Annotated in this window: 20 protein-coding genes; 11 read left to right on the top strand and 9 right to left on the bottom strand. The window is 64.8% G+C overall.

Features of this window, described 5'->3' with window-relative positions; translation table 11 throughout:
• Positions 1–43: 43 nt before the first annotated feature.
• The gene (locus EJ072_RS22875) at positions 44–1,297 is read right to left on the bottom strand and encodes a sarcosine oxidase subunit beta (RefSeq protein ID WP_126081413.1); all 1,254 of its coding nucleotides are present in this window, start codon (positions 1,295–1,297) and stop codon (positions 44–46) included.
• A 41-nt stretch (positions 1,298–1,338) separates the two neighbouring features.
• Positions 1,339–1,464, bottom strand: coding sequence for a hypothetical protein (locus EJ072_RS37355; protein ID WP_281059018.1), 126 nt, complete (start codon positions 1,462–1,464; stop codon positions 1,339–1,341).
• 30 nt (positions 1,465–1,494) lie between these two features.
• Between EJ072_RS37355 and EJ072_RS22870 the strand changes: the two genes are divergently transcribed.
• From EJ072_RS22870 to EJ072_RS22840, 7 genes are all read left to right on the top strand, one after another.
• Positions 1,495–1,863, top strand: a complete 369-nt coding sequence (locus tag EJ072_RS22870) for a YrdB family protein (protein ID WP_126081412.1) — start codon at positions 1,495–1,497, stop codon at positions 1,861–1,863.
• Between the two features lie 166 nt (positions 1,864–2,029).
• Positions 2,030–2,422, top strand: coding sequence for an SET domain-containing protein-lysine N-methyltransferase (locus tag EJ072_RS22865; protein WP_126081411.1), 393 nt, complete (start codon positions 2,030–2,032; stop codon positions 2,420–2,422).
• Between the two features lie 173 nt (positions 2,423–2,595).
• The gene (gene rpsU / locus EJ072_RS22860) at positions 2,596–2,862 is read left to right on the top strand and encodes a 30S ribosomal protein S21 (protein WP_042639546.1); all 267 of its coding nucleotides are present in this window, start codon (positions 2,596–2,598) and stop codon (positions 2,860–2,862) included.
• Positions 2,863–2,993: 131 nt separating this feature from the next.
• On the top strand, positions 2,994–3,845 hold the full coding sequence (locus EJ072_RS22855) for a tetratricopeptide repeat protein (RefSeq protein ID WP_126081410.1): 852 nt from the start codon (positions 2,994–2,996) through the stop codon (positions 3,843–3,845).
• Positions 3,846–4,051: 206 nt separating this feature from the next.
• Entirely contained in the window at positions 4,052–4,528 is a 477-nt protein-coding gene (locus EJ072_RS22850) for a DUF992 domain-containing protein (RefSeq protein WP_126081409.1), read from the top strand.
• 148 nt (positions 4,529–4,676) lie between these two features.
• The gene (locus EJ072_RS22845; protein WP_126081408.1) at positions 4,677–5,159 is read left to right on the top strand and encodes a DUF992 domain-containing protein; all 483 of its coding nucleotides are present in this window, start codon (positions 4,677–4,679) and stop codon (positions 5,157–5,159) included.
• 153 nt (positions 5,160–5,312) lie between these two features.
• Positions 5,313–6,764: an MFS transporter gene (locus EJ072_RS22840; protein ID WP_126081407.1), complete on the top strand. Its 1,452-nt coding sequence runs from the start codon at positions 5,313–5,315 to the stop codon at positions 6,762–6,764.
• A 45-nt stretch (positions 6,765–6,809) separates the two neighbouring features.
• Here the strand turns inward: EJ072_RS22840 and EJ072_RS22835 are convergent, their stop codons facing one another.
• Positions 6,810–7,667, bottom strand: a complete 858-nt coding sequence (locus EJ072_RS22835; RefSeq protein WP_126081406.1) for a LysR family transcriptional regulator — start codon at positions 7,665–7,667, stop codon at positions 6,810–6,812.
• A 98-nt stretch (positions 7,668–7,765) separates the two neighbouring features.
• Here EJ072_RS22835 and EJ072_RS22830 point away from each other — a divergent pair, with 98 nt between their 5' ends.
• Positions 7,766–9,103, top strand: a complete 1,338-nt coding sequence (locus EJ072_RS22830) for an aspartate aminotransferase family protein (protein ID WP_126081405.1) — start codon at positions 7,766–7,768, stop codon at positions 9,101–9,103.
• Positions 9,104–9,139: 36 nt separating this feature from the next.
• Here EJ072_RS22830 and coaBC read toward each other — a convergent pair whose 3' ends face one another.
• The 3 genes from coaBC to ubiE all read right to left on the bottom strand — a co-directional run bounded on the left by coaBC (position 9,140) and on the right by ubiE (position 13,090).
• Positions 9,140–10,618: a bifunctional phosphopantothenoylcysteine decarboxylase/phosphopantothenate--cysteine ligase CoaBC gene (gene coaBC / locus EJ072_RS22825; RefSeq protein WP_210211605.1), complete on the bottom strand. Its 1,479-nt coding sequence runs from the start codon at positions 10,616–10,618 to the stop codon at positions 9,140–9,142.
• Positions 10,619–10,681: 63 nt separating this feature from the next.
• Positions 10,682–12,256, bottom strand: a complete 1,575-nt coding sequence (gene ubiB / locus EJ072_RS22820) for a 2-polyprenylphenol 6-hydroxylase (protein ID WP_126081404.1) — start codon at positions 12,254–12,256, stop codon at positions 10,682–10,684.
• 57 nt (positions 12,257–12,313) lie between these two features.
• Positions 12,314–13,090: a bifunctional demethylmenaquinone methyltransferase/2-methoxy-6-polyprenyl-1,4-benzoquinol methylase UbiE gene (ubiE, locus tag EJ072_RS22815; protein WP_126081403.1), complete on the bottom strand. Its 777-nt coding sequence runs from the start codon at positions 13,088–13,090 to the stop codon at positions 12,314–12,316.
• Between the two features lie 168 nt (positions 13,091–13,258).
• On the opposite strand from ubiE, the gene EJ072_RS22810 reads away from it, so the two are divergent.
• The 3 genes from EJ072_RS22810 (at position 13,259) to EJ072_RS22800 (ending at position 15,664) form a co-directional block, all read left to right on the top strand.
• The gene (locus tag EJ072_RS22810; protein ID WP_126083724.1) at positions 13,259–14,233 is read left to right on the top strand and encodes an adenosine deaminase; all 975 of its coding nucleotides are present in this window, start codon (positions 13,259–13,261) and stop codon (positions 14,231–14,233) included.
• 128 nt (positions 14,234–14,361) lie between these two features.
• Positions 14,362–14,991 carry a uracil phosphoribosyltransferase gene (gene upp, locus EJ072_RS22805; RefSeq protein ID WP_027165262.1) on the top strand — a complete coding sequence of 210 codons (630 nt, stop codon included), beginning with the start codon at positions 14,362–14,364 and terminating at the stop codon, positions 14,989–14,991.
• Between the two features lie 106 nt (positions 14,992–15,097).
• Entirely contained in the window at positions 15,098–15,664 is a 567-nt protein-coding gene (locus tag EJ072_RS22800) for a TIGR02281 family clan AA aspartic protease (RefSeq protein WP_126081402.1), read from the top strand.
• A gap of 109 nt (positions 15,665–15,773) precedes the next feature.
• Here EJ072_RS22800 and deoA read toward each other — a convergent pair whose 3' ends face one another.
• The 3 genes from deoA to cdd are packed head-to-tail and all read right to left on the bottom strand — an operon-like array spanning position 15,774 to position 18,282.
• Positions 15,774–17,090, bottom strand: coding sequence for a thymidine phosphorylase (gene deoA, locus EJ072_RS22795; protein ID WP_126081401.1), 1,317 nt, complete (start codon positions 17,088–17,090; stop codon positions 15,774–15,776).
• Positions 17,090–17,893, bottom strand: coding sequence for a purine-nucleoside phosphorylase (locus tag EJ072_RS22790; RefSeq protein ID WP_126081400.1), 804 nt, complete (start codon positions 17,891–17,893; stop codon positions 17,090–17,092). Before EJ072_RS22790 ends, deoA begins: the two co-directional genes overlap by 1 nt.
• Positions 17,890–18,282, bottom strand: a complete 393-nt coding sequence (cdd, locus tag EJ072_RS22785) for a cytidine deaminase (RefSeq protein ID WP_126081399.1) — start codon at positions 18,280–18,282, stop codon at positions 17,890–17,892. The genes EJ072_RS22790 and cdd overlap by 4 nt, the downstream gene beginning before the upstream one ends.
• Positions 18,283–18,366: the final 84 nt, after the last annotated feature.

The raw sequence follows: 18,366 nt of genomic DNA, 5'->3' as shown, positions 1-18,366 counted from the left end.
ACGCGCGCGTCGGCCTGTTGATCGCAATGCGACTGAGCCATCATCAGTGCGCCACCGCCGCCGCCGCGGCCTCGTCGATGAGGCGTCCGGTGCGGAAGCGCTCGAGGGTGAAAGGCGCGTTGATCGGGTGCGGCTCGTCCTTCGCGATCGTGTGCGCGAAGACATTGCCCGAGCCGGGCGTCGCCTTGAAGCCGCCGGTGCCCCAGCCGCAATTGACGTAAAGCCCCTTGACCGGTGTTTTCGCCAGGATCGGCGAGCGGTCGGGCGTGACGTCGACGATGCCGCCCCAGGAGCGCAGCATCTTCATGCGGGTGAAGATCGGGAACATCTCGCAGATGGCGTCCAGCGTGTGCTGCAATATGTGCAGGCCGCCGGTCTGCGAATAGGAGACATACTGGTCGGTGCCGGCGCCGATGACGAGCTCGCCCTTGTCGGACTGGGAGATATAGGCATGCACGGTGTTGGACATCACCACGCAGGGCACCACCGGCTTGACCGGCTCCGACACCAGCGCTTGCAGCGGATAGCTTTCGAGCGGCATGCGCACGCCGGCCATGTTCATGATGACCGAGGAATGGCCGGCCGCCACCACGCCGACCTTCTTGGCGCCGATGAAGCCGCGCGTCGTCTCCACGCCGCTGACAGCGCCGTTCGCCGCCCGCTTGATGCCCGTGACCTCGCAGTTCTGGATGATGTGCACGCCGCGCGCCGAAGCGCCGCGCGCATAGCCCCACGCCACCGCGTCATGGCGCGCCGTGCCGCCGCGCCGCTGCAACGCGGCGCCCATTACCGGATAGCGCGCTTCCTTGGAGATGTTGAGCGGCGGGCAGAATGCCTTCGCCTCTTCCGGCGTCAGCCATTCATTGTCGATGCCGTTGAGGCGGTTGGCGTGGATATGGCGCTTGAACACCTGCACGTCATGCACGTTGTGCGCCAGCATCATGACGCCGCGCGCCGAATACATGACGTTGTAGTTGAGCTCTTGGCTCAATCCATCCCACAGCTTCAGCGCACGGTCGTAGATGCCGGCGCTTTCATCATAGAGATAGTTGGAGCGGATGATTGTGGTGTTGCGACCAGTGTTGCCGCCGCCGAGCCAGCCCTTTTCCAGCACCGCGATGTTGGTGATGCCGTGCTCGCTCGCCAGGTAATAGGCCGTCGCCAGGCCGTGCCCGCCGGCGCCGACGATGATGACGTCGTATTCCTTCTTCGGCTCGGGCGAGGTCCACTGCTCTTTCCAGCCCTTGTGGCCGCGCATCGCCTCGCGGGCGATGGCGAATACCGAATATTTCTTCACGTTATAGCCTCGCGCCAAAAATCGCGGATGTCGTCCGCCCGTCACGCGAGGAGTATCACTAGCGAAACCGCGATGTCATCCTTGCGCTGTTTGCGACGGCGCTTGCCGCTTTGCGCCATGCCGAAAGGATGGCGTCCGGGCTGGTAGCCGCGGCCGCGATCGGCCATACCGGCTGCTCCGAGACCTACAGGATCAATATGGGCAACGCCTGGTGGAATCTGACCCTGCGCTTTCTGCTGGAACTTGCTGCGCTGCTCGGGCTCGGCATGGCAGGCTGGAGCCTGTCCGAAGGATGGTGGCGCTGGCTCTTCGCCTTGGCCTTGCCGCTTGTTGCGGCTGCACTGTGGGGAACCTTCGCGGTTCCTGACGACCCAAGCCGGTCAGGCCGCGCGCCGGTTCCTGTGCCGGGCGCGGCGCGGTTGGCGCTGGAACTCGTCATCCTGTTCGGCGGCGCCGCCGGATTCTATCTGGTCGGTCATGCGGCCGCGGGCATCGTCATGGCCCTGCTGATCGCCCTCACCTACGCCTTCTCCCTGGACCGGCTGGGCTGGCTGTTGCGGCAGTAGGGGCAACAGCAGCCTTTGCCGCGGCCGAAGCCGGACGCTTCGATCAACCGGACGTGATCCGTGAGGCGGACGGCGGGCACACTCATCCGCTGAAATATCGCGATACGGCCTTGCATTTCGGCCCGTTTTGACGATTTTCGTTTCCCGTCGAAATCGGACCGGAACGATGCTGCTGATCAGGACCTATGTTGCGCAGAGCGCCATCGAGGGCGTCGGTGTCTTCGCTGCCGAGCCGATCCGCAAAGGTGCTTCGATCTGGCGGCTCGATCCCGATTTCGACCGCCTGATTCCGATGGAAAAATATGAAGCGGCATCCCCTCATCTGAGGGAACTGCTCGACCGCTATGCCTATCCGAGCCCGGACAAGCCCGGCTTCATGGTCTATGAGGTCGACAATGGCCGCTTCATGAACCACTCCGAGCGGCCGAACACGGATTTCTCGCAATATGGCGGCGCCACCGCCATTCGCGACATCGCCGCCGGCGAGGAAATCACCTGCGATTACGGCGAGTTTTTCGAGGATTTCGCACGCCTCCATCTGGCGGCGGTGGAAGATTGAATCGCGGCCTAGCGCACTGCTCCGGTTTTTGATCGCGCTTTCCCGCAATCAGCGGTGGACATCCCGGCCTGATTCTGCTATCAGCCGCCACAATTCGCGGTGCAACTCGCCGCGGAGGCATCTCGGCTATTGCCGATTGCCTAACGATTTCAAACCCGAAGACAGGATTGCCCGTGCAGGTACTCGTCCGCGACAACAACGTTGATCAGGCGCTTCGCGCGCTGAAGAAGAAAATGCAGCGCGAAGGTATCTTCCGTGAAATGAAGATGCGCGGTCACTACGAGAAGCCGTCCGAGAAGCGTGCCCGCGAGAAGGCGGAAGCCGTGCGCCGCGCCCGCAAGCTGGCCCGCAAGCGCGCCCAGCGCGAAGGCCTGCTGCCGATGACCCCGCGTCCGGCTCCGGCCGGTGCTGGTGGCGCGCCGCGTTCGCCGCGCTCATAACGCCTATTTTTCGTCCTTTTCGAAGGATACCGAAGGTGGCGCGATGCGGAATCGCCGCCACCTTTTTGTTTATAGATTCGAGCCGGTCGGAGAGGGAACGGACTGACGGCGCTGCGGCAGTGAGGACAAAGATGAACGCTATTACCGTGGAGCGTGGAACCGGTTTTCGCGGCTTCGCCCTGACGGCGGCCCTGCTTTCGGGTCTGATGCTTGCAGCATGCCAGACGGCCCCGACAGGTGAGTTCAACTCGATCGACAAGGCGCAAGGCTCAAGCGAGAACATCTCCTCGCTCTCGGCGGTCATTCAGCGCAATCCGCAGGATCCCGAGGGCTATAATGTGCGCGGCTCGGCCTATGGCCGCGGCGGCCAGTACCAGGCGGCGCTCAAGGACTTCAACCAGGCCATCCAGCTCAATCCGAACTTCTACCAGGCCTACTCGAATCGCGCGCTGATTCAGCGTTTCCTCGGCAATCAGGAAGCCGCTCTGGCCGACTACAACCGCTCGATCCAGATCAACGCCAACTACGATGCCGCCTATATCGGCCGCGGCAATCTCTACCGTAAGGCGGGCCGCACCCAGGATGCCTTCAACGACTTCCAGAAGGCGATCCAGCTCGACACCACGGATGCGCGCGCCTACCACAATCGCGGTCTGATCTATCAGAGCCAGGGCCAGCACAAATTCGCCATCGAGGACTTCTCGACCGCCATCTCGCTGGCGCCGGACGCCGCCGAGCCCTACAACGGCCGCGGCCTCTCCTATCTTGCGACAGGCGACGAGGACAACGCCTTCTCCGACTTCAACATGGCCATCAAGCTCGACGGCAAGAATGCCGAGGCCTGGGCCAACCAGGCGCTGATCTACGAGCGCCGTGGCGACAAGGTCAGGGCCGCCAAGTCCTACCGCGAGGCGATCCACCTCGACCCGAACTACCAGCCGGCCAAGGACGGCCTGTCGCGCACCGGCGGCAACGCCAGCTGAAGCCTGTAACGGAAGGGCATCTCGCGCCAGGCGCGGTCGCCGCCGGCGGCCGCAGTGTTGCGCCGTGGCGACGCCGATAGCGATCCGTTAACCGCCCAGGGCAGTGCGTTAACCTTTGCCATGTTCGCGCCAAGTTTTCGGCGGAACGCTCCTTGCACCTCGACCGTTTAAGCCGGGGCCAAGATTTTCGCGAAAGGACCTTTCCAATGATCAAATCCCTTGCCTGTGCCGCTGCCGCGCTTGCCGCCACGGTCCTCGCTTCCCCAGTCAGCGCCGGCACGCTCCGGCTCGGCACGCTCGATTGCACGATCGACGGCGGCGTCGGCTATGTCATCACGTCCAACAAGGGCGTGTCCTGCACCTTCCGTCCCTATCATCACGATCCGGCCGAGCAGTACACCGGCATGATCTCCAAGCTCGGCGTCGACATCGGCCAGACGCATCAGGGCCAGCTGGTCTGGGCGGTGCTCGGCGCCACGCGCCATCATGAGGCGGGCGACCTCGCCGGCAGCTATTACGGCGTCAACGCCGAGGCTTCCGTCGTGACCGGCGGCGGCGCCAATCTCCTGGTCGGCGGCCTCGACGGCGCCTTCATGCTGGAGCCGCTCAGCGTGCAGGCGCAGACCGGCGTCAACCTGGCCGTCGCGGTGGCGTCGCTGGACCTCGTCCACTCCTACAAATAGGCGCTCAGCCGCTAACGACATCCGCCTATACGCGCGGCCCGGAACAGGACATTGTAGCCGTTCCGGGCCGCATGCTTTTGAGCAATTCCAGGAAAAGTGAGACACGGTTTTCCGTCCGGAATTGCGTCAAAAAGAAGAGGGGGGACATATGTCGAGGATCATCGCCGCAGCCGCGATGGCGATCGTTGCACTGGCCGGGCAGGCCCGAGCGGAGACCGGCGGCGTTGAGCTCGGCGTCTTGGATTGCGCCATCGGCGGCGGCAGCGGCTTCGTCTTCGGCTCAAGCAAGGATCTGAGCTGCACCTTCATGCCGGCCGACAAGACCTTCGCGCCGGAAGCCTATTTCGGCGCCGTCAACAAGTATGGTCTCGACATCGGCACGACCAGCCAGAGCGTGATGCGCTGGCTGGTGCTGACGCCGATGAACAACATCTACGCCCCGGGTGCGCTTGCCGGCGACTATGTCGGCGCCAGCGCCGAAGTGACCGCCGCGGTCGGCGCCGGCGCCAATCTCCTGGTCGGCGGCACCGGCAACGCCTTCACTCTGCAGCCGCTCAGCGTCCAGACCCAGACCGGTCTCAACATCGCCATCGGCGTCAGCCAGTTCCAGCTGCGCAGCACAGCGAACTGACTGACCACCAGGGCCGGTGGAGCCTTCCTTCCACGACAAGCGAAAAAGCCTCTTGAGCTCAACCGCGCTTGAGGTTCTACAAGCCCTGCCGAACTGGACCTGGCGCCCATTCGCAATGCGGATGAGGCTGCGGATCGCAAGCAGGAGATCGACGTGACGGCAGCAAGCGGCAACAAGGCAGGTGGCGACAAGATAGATTGGCCCGCGCTGTGGGCAAATGGCGACTTGGCACGCTTCTGCTTCATCAGCCTCGGCATCCTGCTCCATGCCACCAATGAGACGATGATCGCGACGGTCATGCCGGCGATGGTCGGCGATATTGCCGGCGTGCAGTTCGTCGGCTGGTCGCTGGCCGTATACGAACTCGGCGCCATCGTCGCGGGTGCCGCCGCCGGCCGGCTGGTCAGCTTCGTCGCCCTGCGCACCAACATGATAGCCGCAGCCCTTCTTTATGCCGCTGGCGCGCTGGTCTGCGCCACCGCGCCATCGATGCCGGTCTTCCTGGCCGGGCGGCTGGTCGAGGGCCTGGGCGGTGGTGCGCTCGTCTCGCTCGCCTTCGTCTCGGTCGAGCGCCTGTTCCCGCGCAATATCTGGCCGCAGCTTTTCGGCATCATCTCGGCGATTTGGGGTGTCGCCGCCTTCAGTGGCCCGATGCTCGGCGCAATCATGGTCGATTTCCTGTCCTGGCGCTGGGCCTTCGGTGTCTTCACGTTTGGCGGTGCGGCCATGGCGCTCGCAAGCTTCGCCGTGCTTGGCACGCCGCAGGCGAAGCGGCCGCAGGCCGGCGCCGGCCCGACGCCCGCCTTTCCCTTCCTGGCGCTCGGATGCCTTGCCGTCAGCGTCGTGCTGATCGCCGCCGCTGGCGTCGACATCGCCTTGCTGCGCTCGTCGCTGCTCATACTGCTCGGCCTGGCCGGCCTCGCGCTGTTCTTCCGCGTCGATGCGCTGAAGCCGCGCTCGCGCCTGTTTCCCTCGCAACTTTTTTCCTGGAATTCCGCGCTCGGCAGCGGCATGACCATGGTGGCCGCCTCCTCCGTGGCGACCTGCACCTTCGCCATTTACGGGCCGTTGCTGCTGACCACGCTGCACGGCATCCCGATCCTGACGACAGGCTATATCATCGCCGCCGAATCGATTGCCTGGTCGATCCTGTCGATCCTCGTCGCCAATGCGCCGCTGCATCGCGAGCGGTCGATCATCGTCGTCGGCGCGCTGATGATCGCCTGCGGCATTGCCGGCTTCGCCTACACGATCCCGACCGGCTCGATCCCGCTGATCCTGCTTTGCGCCCTTCTGCAGGGCGGCGGCTTCGGCGTCGCCTGGCCGTTCCTGACGCGCGTGATCGTCGCCTCGGCGCGCGAGGGCGAACAGACCATCGCCTCGGCCGCCGTGCCGACGATGCAGCGCATCGGCTATGCGGTAGGCGCCGCCCTTGCCGGCATTATCGCTAATGCCTGTGGGTTCTCCGATGGCCTGAGTCGCGAGGCGGCCGCGATCGTCGCCGGCTGGCTGTTCCTGGCTTTCGTGCCGCTCGGGATCGTCGGGTGCCTGGCCGCGCTCAGGATGTCGTTGACGGCGAACCGGCCGCAAATGGCCACGGGCTGACGTTCCAGACCACGAGCTTATCGAGAGCTGCGAGGCGGCAGACCCTCAAAGCGACGGCAGAACCTTGCGGATGTGATCGGCAAAGGCCGTGGCCGCGGGCGATCGTTCCGCATCGGCGAAAATGATCACGATACCGAGCCCGGGCAGCGGAGGAAGCGGAGCGCCGAGAATATGGAGATCGGGCGGCACCGCCCCCTCCGCCATCACGCTGATCGCCAGCCCTGACCGCGCAACGGCGATCAGCCCGGCAAGGCTGTTGGAGGCATAGGCTATCTTGTAGCGCAGGCCGGCGCGGGTCATGGCCTCGCAGGCCCCCTTGTGGTCGATCGCGTTCGACGCAGCCAGGGCGAGTGGGACGGTGTCGCCGAAATCGTAGAGTTCCAGGGTTGGCCGGCTGCCGACCCAGACCAGCGATTCCCTGCGCACGACATCCGGCGCATCGCCTGGATTGGGTGTGGAAACGAGCGCCAGATCGACCTGACGCGCATTGATGAGCGTGCGCAGTTCGACCGTCGGCGCCGAGACCACCTTGATCTCGACATCGGGATACATTGTGCCGAAACTCTTCAAGAGCGCCGGGAAGAACGCGCTCAGATAGTCTTCGGGGCTGCCGAAGATGATCGACCCATGCAGGCCCTGGTCGGAAAAGGCCGAGATCGCCTCGTCATGGATTCTGAGGATGCGCTCGGCATAGGCCAGAAAACGTTCGCCGCTGCCGGTCAGCCGCACGCCGCTGCCGCTGCGATGAAAAAGGCTCTGGCCAAGCGCTTCTTCCAATCGCTGGATCTGCATGGTCACGGCCGATTGCGTGCGCCCGACCTGCACCGCCACGGCGCTCAGCGTGCCGGAATGCGCCGCGCGCACGAATGTCGACAGGAGCTTGAGATCGAGTGGAGCCTGCATATCAAATCCATTGATATCCGGATCCGATTACTATCAATTTTACTGCACCCGCGCCAAGTGCTATCTAGTCATCTGGTCGCTTTGGTGGAGCTGGAACCATGTCAAAAAACCAGGATCGCGGGTTCTGGAATGCGGCGCAAAAGCATCTGATACGCTATGGCGGCAGCTTCGAGCCGGCAATCATCGAGCGCGCCGCGGGATCCTTCGTCTACGATGCGGATGACAAGCCCATCCTCGATTTCACCTCCGGGCAGATGAGCGCGCTGCTCGGGCATTCTCACCCCAGGATCGTCTCAACGGTGAGCCGCCAGGTCGGTCAGGTCGCGCATCTGTTCAGCGGCATGCTCTCCCGTCCCGTGGTCGAGCTTGCCGTGCGCCTGGCGGCGCTGGCGCCAGGGCTCGACCGGGTTCTGCTTTTGTCGACCGGAGCGGAATCGAACGAAGCCGCGATCCGCATGGCCAAGCTGGTGACCGGCAAGCACGAGATCGTCGCCTTTTCGAAGAGCTGGCACGGCATGACCGGCGTGGCAGCGTCAGCAACCTACAGCGCCGGCCGCAAGGGCTATGGACCTGCCGCGGTCGGCTCGCTCGCGATCCCGGCGCCGAACAGTTTTCGGCCGCGTTTCAAGCATGCCGACGGCTCGCTGGATTGGCAGACCGAGCTCGACGATGCTTTCGATCTGGTCGACAGCCAATCGACGGGCAGCCTGGCGGCCTTCGTCGCCGAACCGATCCTGTCGAGCGGCGGCATATTGGAGCTGCCGCAAGGCTACCTGGCGGCTCTCCAGCAGAAGTGCCGCGAGCGCGGCATGCTGCTGATCCTGGACGAAGCGCAGACAGGCATCGGCCGCACCGGACATATGTTCGCCTTCCAGAGGGACGGCGTTACGCCGGATATCCTGACGCTTTCCAAGACGATCGGCGCCGGCCTTCCGCTTTCGGCCGTCATGACGACGGCCGAGATCGAGGAGGAAGCGCATGCGAAAGGTTTTCTCTTCTACACCACGCATGTCTCCGATCCGCTGCCGGCGGCCGTGGGCCTGGCGGTGCTCGATGTGGTGGAAGAAGAAAAGCTCGTCGAACGGGCGCGCAACATGGGAGCGAAACTGTCCGCCGGCCTGTCCAGCCTGAAGCAGCGCTATGAATGCGTCGGCGACGTGCGCGGCCGCGGTCTCCTGCTCGGCGTCGAGATCGTCAAGGACCGCAAGGACCCTGTCCCCGACCATCAGCTTGGCGCCGCGATCGCGGCTGAGGCGTTCCGGCGCGGTCTCAGCATGAACATCGTGAAGCTTCCCGGCATGGGCGGCGTCTTCCGCATCGCGCCGCCGCTGACGATTTCCGATGAAGAGCTGGACCTCGGCCTGAAGATCATCGCCGAGTCGATCGAGGCCGGGCTCGCCGCGAACACGAGCCTTCCCGGCATCGCCGCGGAGTGACGTCGAGGGCCGGCGACCGAAGCGCCGGTTTCGGCCTCACACCACGACGGTCTGCAGCCGCTCCGCAATCAGCGCGGCAAGCCGCGCCGCCACCTCGTCCTTGCCCATCTCCGGCCACTCCTCAACGCCGGCCCTGGAGACGATGCGCACCTTGTTGCGGTCGCCGCCCATCACGCCCGATGGGCCGATGCCGCTTTCATGCGAGACGTCGTTGGCGACGATGAAGTCGGCGCCCTTTTTCTTGAGCTTGGCCTCGGCATTTGCGATGAGATCCTGCGTTTCGGCAGCGAAGCCGACGACAAGGCCAGGCCTCTGCGCATGATGGCCGATGCCGGCCAGGATGTCCGGGTTCTCGACCATCTGCAGCGCAGGCGGCCCCTCGCCCGCCACCTTCTTGATCTTCTCGCCGGCGGCGTTGGCCGTGCGCCAGTCGGCGACCGCCGCGACAAAGACAGCGGCATCCGCCGGCAGCAGGCTCTCGACCGCTTCCTTCATCTGGGCGCCCGTTTCGACATGGGTGGTCGCGACGCCGGCCGGATCGGCAATGGTGACCGGACCGGAAACGAGCCGCACATCGGCGCCGAGCTTTGCCAGCGCGGCCGCGATGGCATGGCCCTGCTTGCCCGAAGAGCGGTTGGCGATGTAACGCACCGGATCGATCGGCTCATGCGTCGGCCCGGAGGTGACGATGATCCTGCGGCCGGCAAGCGGCTTCGGCTTCTCGTCAAGCATCGTCTCGATCGCGGCGACGATCTCCAGCGGTTCGGCCATGCGGCCCTCGCCCGCTTCGTTGCTTTCGGCCATCTCGCCTTTGGCGGGGCCGATAAAGGCGATGCCATCCTTCTGCAGCGTCGCCCGGTTGCGGCGTGTAGCGGCGTGCGCCCACATCTTCGGGTTCATTGCAGGGGCCATCAGCACCTTCTTGTCGGTGGCCAGCAGCACCGTCGAGGCAAGGTCATTGGCATGGCCGTTGGCAAGCTTCGCCATCAGGTCGGCGGTGGCCGGCGCCACGACCAGCAGGTCGGCCTCGCGCGACAGCCTGATATGGCCGACATCGTGCTCGTCCTTGCGGTCGAACAGGTCGGTAAAGACGTGGTCGGCCGAAAGCGCGCCGACCGACAGCGTGGTGACGAATTCCTGCGCTGCCGAGGTCATCACCACCCGCACAGAAGCGCCGCGCTCGCGCAGCCGCCGTATCAGATCAAGCGATTTATAGGCGGCGATGCCGCCGCCGATGATCAGCAGGATGCGCTTGCCGGAGAGAGTCATGCGGCTTCCCACGGATTGGCCGCGCAGTGGCAGCTCAATATCAAAGCCGCCATGCGGCTCGACCAGACCGCGGATCGCCGCGTAAAGGCTCTCGCCCTCCGGGGCGGTCGCCGCTCCTGCGGACAGAACGCTTCTGCCCAGGATCTCGCGCGCCTGTTCTTCCATGGACACGCCGCGTGCTGCAGCACGTTCGCGCAATCTCTGCTTCACGTCGTCCGCTAGATTACGGACAGTAATCGTGCCCATGATCCCGTTCCAACCGTCAACTGCCTGCAACGCTAGCAAATTGGATGCTAGCATTGCAAGCAATCAGAGCGATTTCCACGCGATGTAGATCAGCGTCAGCGCGATCACCCACAGCGCCACGCGGCCGGACCGGGTGTGGCGCGCTTCAGCCTCGCCGATGGCTTGCGCGGTCGCTTCGTCGAAGCGCAGGCCGTTCTCGGCCATCAGGTCGATCTCGCGCGACAGCCGGTCGGTTCGGGCGGCAAGGTCCAGCGCCTGGCGGGCGAGTGCCAGCAGCGCCTTGGCGCCGTCGCGCGCGTCGGTGAGCAGCCCGCGCGGACCGAGATTGCCGGCGATCCAGTCGCCCACCACCGGTTCGGAGGTCTTCCACATGTTGAAGGCCGGATCGAGCGTGCGGGCGACGCCTTCGACGACCACCATGGTCTTTTGCAACAGGATCAGCTCCGGTCGCGTCGCCATGTCGAACAGCTCGGTGACCTCGAAAAGAAGCGTCAAAAGCTTCGCCATCGAGATGGTGTCGGCCGACTGGCCGTGGATTGGCTCGCCGATGGCGCGGATCGCCTGCGCGAAGGCCGAGACATTGTGCTGGCGCGGCACATAGCCCGCCTCGAAATGCACTTCGGCGACGCGCTGATAGTCGCGCACGATGAAGCCGTAGAGGATCTCCGCCAGGAAGCGCCGCTCCTTCTTGCCGAGCCGCCCGGCAATGCCGAGATCGACGGCAACGATGGTGCCGTCCGCCTCGACGAACAGGTTGCCCGGATGCATGTCGGCATGGAAAAAGCCGTCGCGCAGCGTGTGCCTGAGGAACGACTGGATGAGATTGGTGGCGATCGCCTTGAGGTCATGACCGGCGGCAGCAAGGCCGGCGATGTCGTTCATCTTGACGCCGTCGATCCACTCCATGGTGAGCACGTCGCGGCCGGTCCGTTCCCAATCGACTGCCGGCACGCGGAACCCCGGATCGTCCTTGGTGTTCTCGCCGAGCTCCGAAAGCGCTGCCGCCTCGAGCCGCAAATCCATCTCGATCCTGGTGGTCTGCGCCAGCGTCTGCGTCACCTCGACCGGGCGCAGCCGGCGCGACGATGGGATGTATTTTTCCTGCAGGCGGGCGGCGAGGAAATAGCTTTCGAGGTCCTGGAAGAAGCGGTGCCGCACGCCGGGCCGGATGACCTTCACCGCCACGCGCGAAGCAGTGCCCTCGCGCATGACCTCGGCCCTGTGCACCTGCGCGATCGAGGCCGCCGCCACCGGCTCACCGAAGCTCGAATAGAGATCGTCGATCCTGCGGCCGAGCGAGGCCTCGATCGCGTGGACCGCTTCCGCCTTCGGAAAGGTGTGCATCTTGTCCTGCAACAGCGCGAGGTCGAGCGCCATGTCGTTGCCGACGACATCGGGCCGCGTTGCCAGGAACTGGCCGAGCTTGACATAGGAAGGCCCGAGCCGCACCACCGCGCGCGCCAGCCTGTCGCCGCGCTGATAGCTCAGCGCCCGCCGCCGGGTGAAAAGTCGCGCAACGCTCCAGCCGAATTTCGGCATGCCGGAGAGCTCCTCGCCCGGCAACGCCGCGACGACGCCCTCGCGGACCAGCACCCAGCCGGCCCGGGCGAGCCTGAAGGCGGCGCCGACGCTGCTCATTGGCCATCCCGATTCAAGAGGGCCTGTTTCAAGGGGGCCTGCTTCAAAGGTCCCGCCTCAAAGCTTCCAGCCGGAATGAAGGGCGGCGATGCCGCCCGAATAGTTGCGGAAGGTGACGCGATCGAAGCCGGCGCGGGCGATCATCGCCGCGAAATTCTGCTGGTTGGGGAACTTGCGGATGGATTCGACGAGGTAGGAATAGGGCTCGCCGTCGCCGGTCACCGCCTTGCCGATCCTGGGGATCGCGTTGAACGACCAGGCCTCATAGGCCTTGTCGAGCAGCGGCATCTCGACCTCCGAGAATTCAAGGCACAGAAACCGGCCGCCGCGCTTCAGCACGCGATAGGCTTCGGCAAGGGCGACCTCGATGCGCGGCACGTTGCGGATGCCGAAGGCGATCGTATAGGCGTCGAAGGTCTCGCTCTCGAACGGCAATTCCTCGGCATTGGCCTCGACGAAGTCGGTGTTTGCCGCAAGCCCCTGCTTCTCGGCGCGGTCGCGGCCGACGGAGAGCATTGAACCGTTGATGTCGAGCACGGTGGCATGGGCCTGGCGATGGCTGGCCTCGACGATCCTGAAGGCGATGTCCCCGGTGCCGCCGGCGACATCGAGCACCTTCCAGCCCGGCCGTTTCGGCGGGTTCAGCCAGGCGACCATTGCGTCCTTCCACAACCGATGCAACCCGGCCGACATCAGATCGTTCATCAGGTCGTATCGATTGGCCACCTTATGGAAGACGTCGTTGACCAGGGGCTGCTTCTCGCCTGCCCCGACCTTCCTGAAACCATAGGAGGTTTCCATGCCGCCCGCGGCCGTGGTTCTCTCAACTGACATTATTTTGATCCGTCATAAAACCGGCGGGACCATAGCCGATCGATGGTGCCGACGCTATTGTCCAAGGCGCGGTTTTCGGCCGCGCTTGCAAAACCCGGTCGAGAAAGGTCCCGCATGATTTTCCGGCCAGATTCCGTGCGAGAACAGCATGCCGCGCGCAATGACCGCATGATCTTGAAGGCCGAACTGCACTGCCACATCGAAGGCGCGGCGGCCCCCGAGCTTGTCGTTGCCCAGGCCCGCAAATATGGCAAGGATCCTTCGCCCTATATCCAAGATGGCTCCTTCGTCTGGCACGATTTCACCTCCTTTCTCGCCGCTTATGATTTCGCGTCCGACCTGTTTCGCACGGAAGACGATTATGCGCGCCTCGCCGACTATTATCTGACCAGCCTCGCTCGCGACGGTGCCATCTATTCCGAGGTCTTCACCTCGCCGGACCATGCGAAGAAGGCTGGCCTCTCGCCAAAAGCCTATACCGATGCGCTGGGCGAAGGCATGGCCCGCGCCAAGGCCAAGACAGGGATCGAAGGCCGCATGATCGTCACCGGCGTGCGCCATGTCGGAGTCGAGGCGATCGAGCAGGCCGCACGCTTCGCGGCGCGCTGCGGCCATCCGCTGGTGACCGGTTTCGGCGTCGCCGGCGACGAGCGCATCGGCGATTTCGAGGACTATGTGCGCGCCTTCGAGATCGCGCGTGAAGCCGGCCTCGGCATCACCATCCATGCCGGCGAGCTGATGGGTTGGGAAAGTGTGGCGGCCGCCCTCGACCACATCCGCCCTGCCCGCATCGGCCATGGCGTTCGCGCCATCGAGAACCCCGACCTCGTCCGCCGCATCGCCGACCAGGGCGTGGTGCTGGAATGCTGCCCGGGCTCCAACATCGCGCTGAAAGTCTTCGACAGCTTCGCCGACCATCCCTTTCCGGCGCTGCGCGCCGCCGGCTGCAAGGTGACGCTCAACTCCGACGACCCGCCCTATTTCTGGACCTCGCTGAAGCGCGAATACGATATCGCCGCCGAGCATTTCCGCATGGACGACAAGGCGCTTACCGCCGTGACGCGGACGGCCATCGAGGCAGCCTTCGTGGACAAGAAAACCAAGGCCGCCCTGCTTGCCCGTGTCAACGGCGTCGGCCGCTAACTCTCCGCTGGATTCGTTCTTCTTCTGGATTTAAGGCAAAAGCTGTGGTGGATGGCCGCCGGGCGGTTCCTTGGCCGGCGCATTGTCGCTAGGGTCGCTTCCAGCAGCCGGAATTTCAGGAGATCACGATGCAGGGCGTCACCGTCGTCGACCACCCCCTTGTCCAGCACAAGCTGACCATCATGCGCAAGAAGGAGACCTCGACGGCCGGCTTCCGGCGGCTGCTGCGCGAGATCTCGCTGCTGCTCGGCTATGAAGTGACCCGTAATCTCGAGCTGACCACGACCATGATCGAGACGCCGATCGAGGAGATGGAGGCGCCGACGCTGGAAGGCAAGAAACTGGTCTTCGCCTCGGTGCTGCGCGCCGGCAATGGCCTGCTCGAGGGCCTGCTCGATCTGGTGCCAGCCGCCCGCGTCGCCCATATCGGCCTCTACCGCGACCATGAGACCCTGGAAGCGGTGGAATATTTCTTCAAGGCGCCGAGCGACCTTGCCGACCGCCTGGTGATCGTCGTCGATCCGATGCTGGCGACCGCCAATTCGGCGATTGCCGCCATCGACAAGCTGAAGGGACGCGGCGCCACCAACATCCGCTTCCTCTGCCTGCTTGCCGCCCCCGAAGGCATCGAGCGCTTCACCAAGGCGCATCCGGATGTGCCGATCTTCACCGCCTCGATCGACCGCCAGCTGAACGACAAGGGCTATATCATGCCCGGCCTCGGCGACGCCGGCGATCGCATGTACGGGACAAAGTGAGCGCATCCGTTTACCGCGCGTTTACACAACCGCGCGGTTCCGGCGCACATTAAAGCGGCAAACACCATGCCAGCGTTAGGATGTGGCCTTGATCCAAGGGGCATCCATGCTGCGCAAGCTTCTCATCCTCGGTATTTTTGCCGGAACCTCGGCCTCGATTCCGATCGTCTTTCAGGCCAATCCGCATCTGGTGGACGGACTGCTCAAATCGACCGATGCCGCGCGGCCGGCGGCGCCGAAGGCCGAGCCCCAAGTCAACCTCGCTTCGGTGCCGAGCAAGCCAGCGGCGCCGTTGCCGCTCGGCCGGCAGGTTCTGGTCAATGCCGATGCCCGCGGCCATTTCACATCCCAGTTCAAGCTCAACGGCCGGCAGATCGATGGCATGATCGACACCGGCGCGACACTGGTCGCCATCAACGCCTCGACCGCGCGCAGGATCGGCATCTCGCTCAACCCGTCAGATTTCAATCAACAGGCGAACACCGCCAATGGGGCGATCAAGGCCGCTGTTGTGACAGTCGACCACCTGCAGATTGGCAAGATCTCGGTCGACAACGTCCAGGCGATGGTGCTCGACGACCGGGCGCTGCAGACCAACCTCATCGGCATGAGCTTCCTGCAGCGGTTGCAGAAATACCAGGTCCAAGACGGCGCGCTGCTGCTTGTCCAGTAAGTGTGTCATAAGCAATTCCAGGAAAAGTGTGCAGCGGTTTTCCGTCCGGAATTGCGTCAAAACAAAACAGATAAAGCAGGTCACCGTTTCCGCGAAACGGTGACCTGCTTTATCGAGCCAATATCCGCCTGAGCACGGTCTTCTCGGCGGGCGGCTTGGAACTGCCGATCGTGTAAGCGGCTCTCACCGCCGCCGCTGCTGTCTCCGCCTCCGCGTCGGTACGGGCATGGACCAGCGCCAGCGCCTCCCCCGCGCGCAACTCCGCGCCGACCGGCAACAGCCGGGTCAAACCGACCGCATGATCGATCCTGTCGTCCGGATGGGAACGCCCGCCGCCAAGCGTCACGACGGCAAGCCCGATATCGCGCGTGGCGATGCCGGTCACAAAGCCGGCCTGTTCCGCTTTCACCGCCAGTTCGACCTGCGCCTTCGGCAGATATTTTTCAGCGTTCTCGATAAAATCGCCTGGGCCGCCAAGCACGGACACCATCCGCGCGAAGACGGCAGCCGCCCGGCCGCCGGCGAGCGCTTCGGTCGCACGCCTGAGGCCATCCTGCTGCGACGAAACCAGCCCCGCCGACTGCAGCATCTCGGCCGCCAACGTCAGCGTCACGTCCTCCAGACGCTTGTCGCGAAAACGACCGGTGAGGAAGTCGACGGCATTCTTCACCTCGACCGCGTTGCCGGCCACGGAGGCCAGCGGTTCGTTCATGCCCGTCACCAGCGCCGATGCGTTCAGGCCGGCGCCGTTGGCGACCTCCACCAGGCTGTTCGCCAGGGCCACCGCATCGCGCGACTTTTCCATGAAGGCGCCGTTGCCGAGCTTGACGTCGAGCACCAGCGAGCCCAGGCCCGCGGCAAGCTTCTTCGACAGGATCGAAGCGGTGATCAGCGGTATGGATTCGACCGTTCCCGTCACATCGCGGATCGCGTAGAGCCTGCGGTCGGCGGGCGCCAGATCGGCGGTCTGGCCGATGATGGCGCAGCCGGTCTCGAGCACCGTCTTGCGGAAAAGCGGTAAATCCGGCTGGCTGGCATAGCCGGGAATGGCATCCATCTTGTCCAGCGTGCCGCCGGTGTGGCCGAGGCCGCGGCCGGAGATCATCGGCACATAGGCGCCGCAGGCGGCGACGATCGGCGCCAGCATCAGCGAGACATTGTCGCCGACGCCGCCCGTCGAATGCTTGTCGGTGACCGGGCCAGGCAGGTCGGACCAGTCGAGCACGTCGCCGGAATCGCGCATGGCAATCGTCAGCGCCACCGCTTCCTCGCGGCTCATGCCGTTGAGGAATACGGCCATGGCGAAAGCGCCGACCTGGCCTTCGGAGATGGTGCCGGCCGTCAGCCCCGCGACGAAGGCCGCGATCTCGTCGGACGAGAGCCTGTGGCCGTCGCGCTTGCGGCGGATGATCTCCTGCGGCAGCATCAGTCGGGCAAGCCGCCCTGGAAGACGCGCCGCAGGATCGTCGCCAGCCGCGCGCCGCCGATCGGCGCCATGTCCTTGGTTTCCTGGTGCGAGAGTTCCGCTCCGGTCATGCCGGCCGCCAGGTTGGTGATGACCGAGCAGGCGGCAACCTTGAGCCCGAGGAAACGCGCGAGAATGACCTCCGGCACGGTCGACATGCCGACGGCGTTGGCGCCCATGACGCGCGCCATGCGGATCTCGGCAGGCGTTTCGAAGCAGGGTCCGGAGAACCACATATAGACGCCTTTGTGCAGCGCCGTGCCGGTTGCCTTGGCCGCCCTTTCGATCGCGCCGCGCAGGCCGGCATCGTAGGCCTCGGTGAGGCCGACGAAACGGCGGTCGCTCGGCTCGCCGATCAGCGGATTGGAGCCGGAAAAATTGATGTGGTCGGTGATCAGCATCACCGAGCCCGGTCCCATCTCGGGATCGACCGAGCCGGCGGCGTTGGTGAGGATCAGATGCGAGATGCCGATGCCGGCGAGCACCTCCAGTGCCGGGCGCATCGCGGCGGCGTTGCCATGCTCGTAATAATGCGCGCGGCCGGACAGCATCAGCACCGGCGTGCCGGCGAAATGCCCGGCAACCACCTCGCCGGCATGGCCTGAAACACCGCTGCGCGGGAAGCCCGGCAACTCCGCATAGGAGACGCGCCTGGCATCCTTGACCTGGTCGACCAGCCCGCCAAGGCCCGAGCCCAGCACAAGCGCCGCCTTGGGCGCCAGCCCGTCCAGCTTCTCGACCAGATGATCCAGCGCTTCCTTCATTTCAAGATATCGCCCCTGAAGCCGTAAGGCAGCATCTCGCCCATGGTGACCGTCTCGGCCACGCCGGTGTTGTCGCAGAGATAGAGCTTCGTGTCCGGCCGGCAGAATTCCGCCAGCCGCTGCCGGCAGCCGCCGCAGGGCGAGCATTTGGCCATGCGTTCGGCGATCACGGCGATCTCGACGATCCTGCCGCCGCCGCCCATGATGTAATGGCCGAGCGCGGTCGTCTCGGCGCACCATCCTTCCGGATAGGACGCCACCTCGATATTGGCGCCGGTGAAGACACGCCCGTCCTCGGTGCGAAGCGCGGCGCCCACCGGGAATTTCGAATAGGGCGCATAGGCCTTGGCCATCGCCGTCTTCGCCGCCTCGAACAGATCATGCGACATCCGGTTCTTCTCTCCCACGATCTTGTTCAAATGCCGGTCGCCGAACGAAAATCCAGCCTCAGCGTTCCCGACCTCAGTGTTCCC

The organism is Mesorhizobium sp. M2A.F.Ca.ET.046.03.2.1 (assembly GCF_003952425.1).
In the GTDB taxonomy this organism is placed as follows: domain Bacteria; phylum Pseudomonadota; class Alphaproteobacteria; order Rhizobiales; family Rhizobiaceae; genus Mesorhizobium.
The sequence above is the reverse complement of the archived record's forward strand: the minus strand, read 5'-3'. Positions and strand labels throughout refer to the sequence as shown.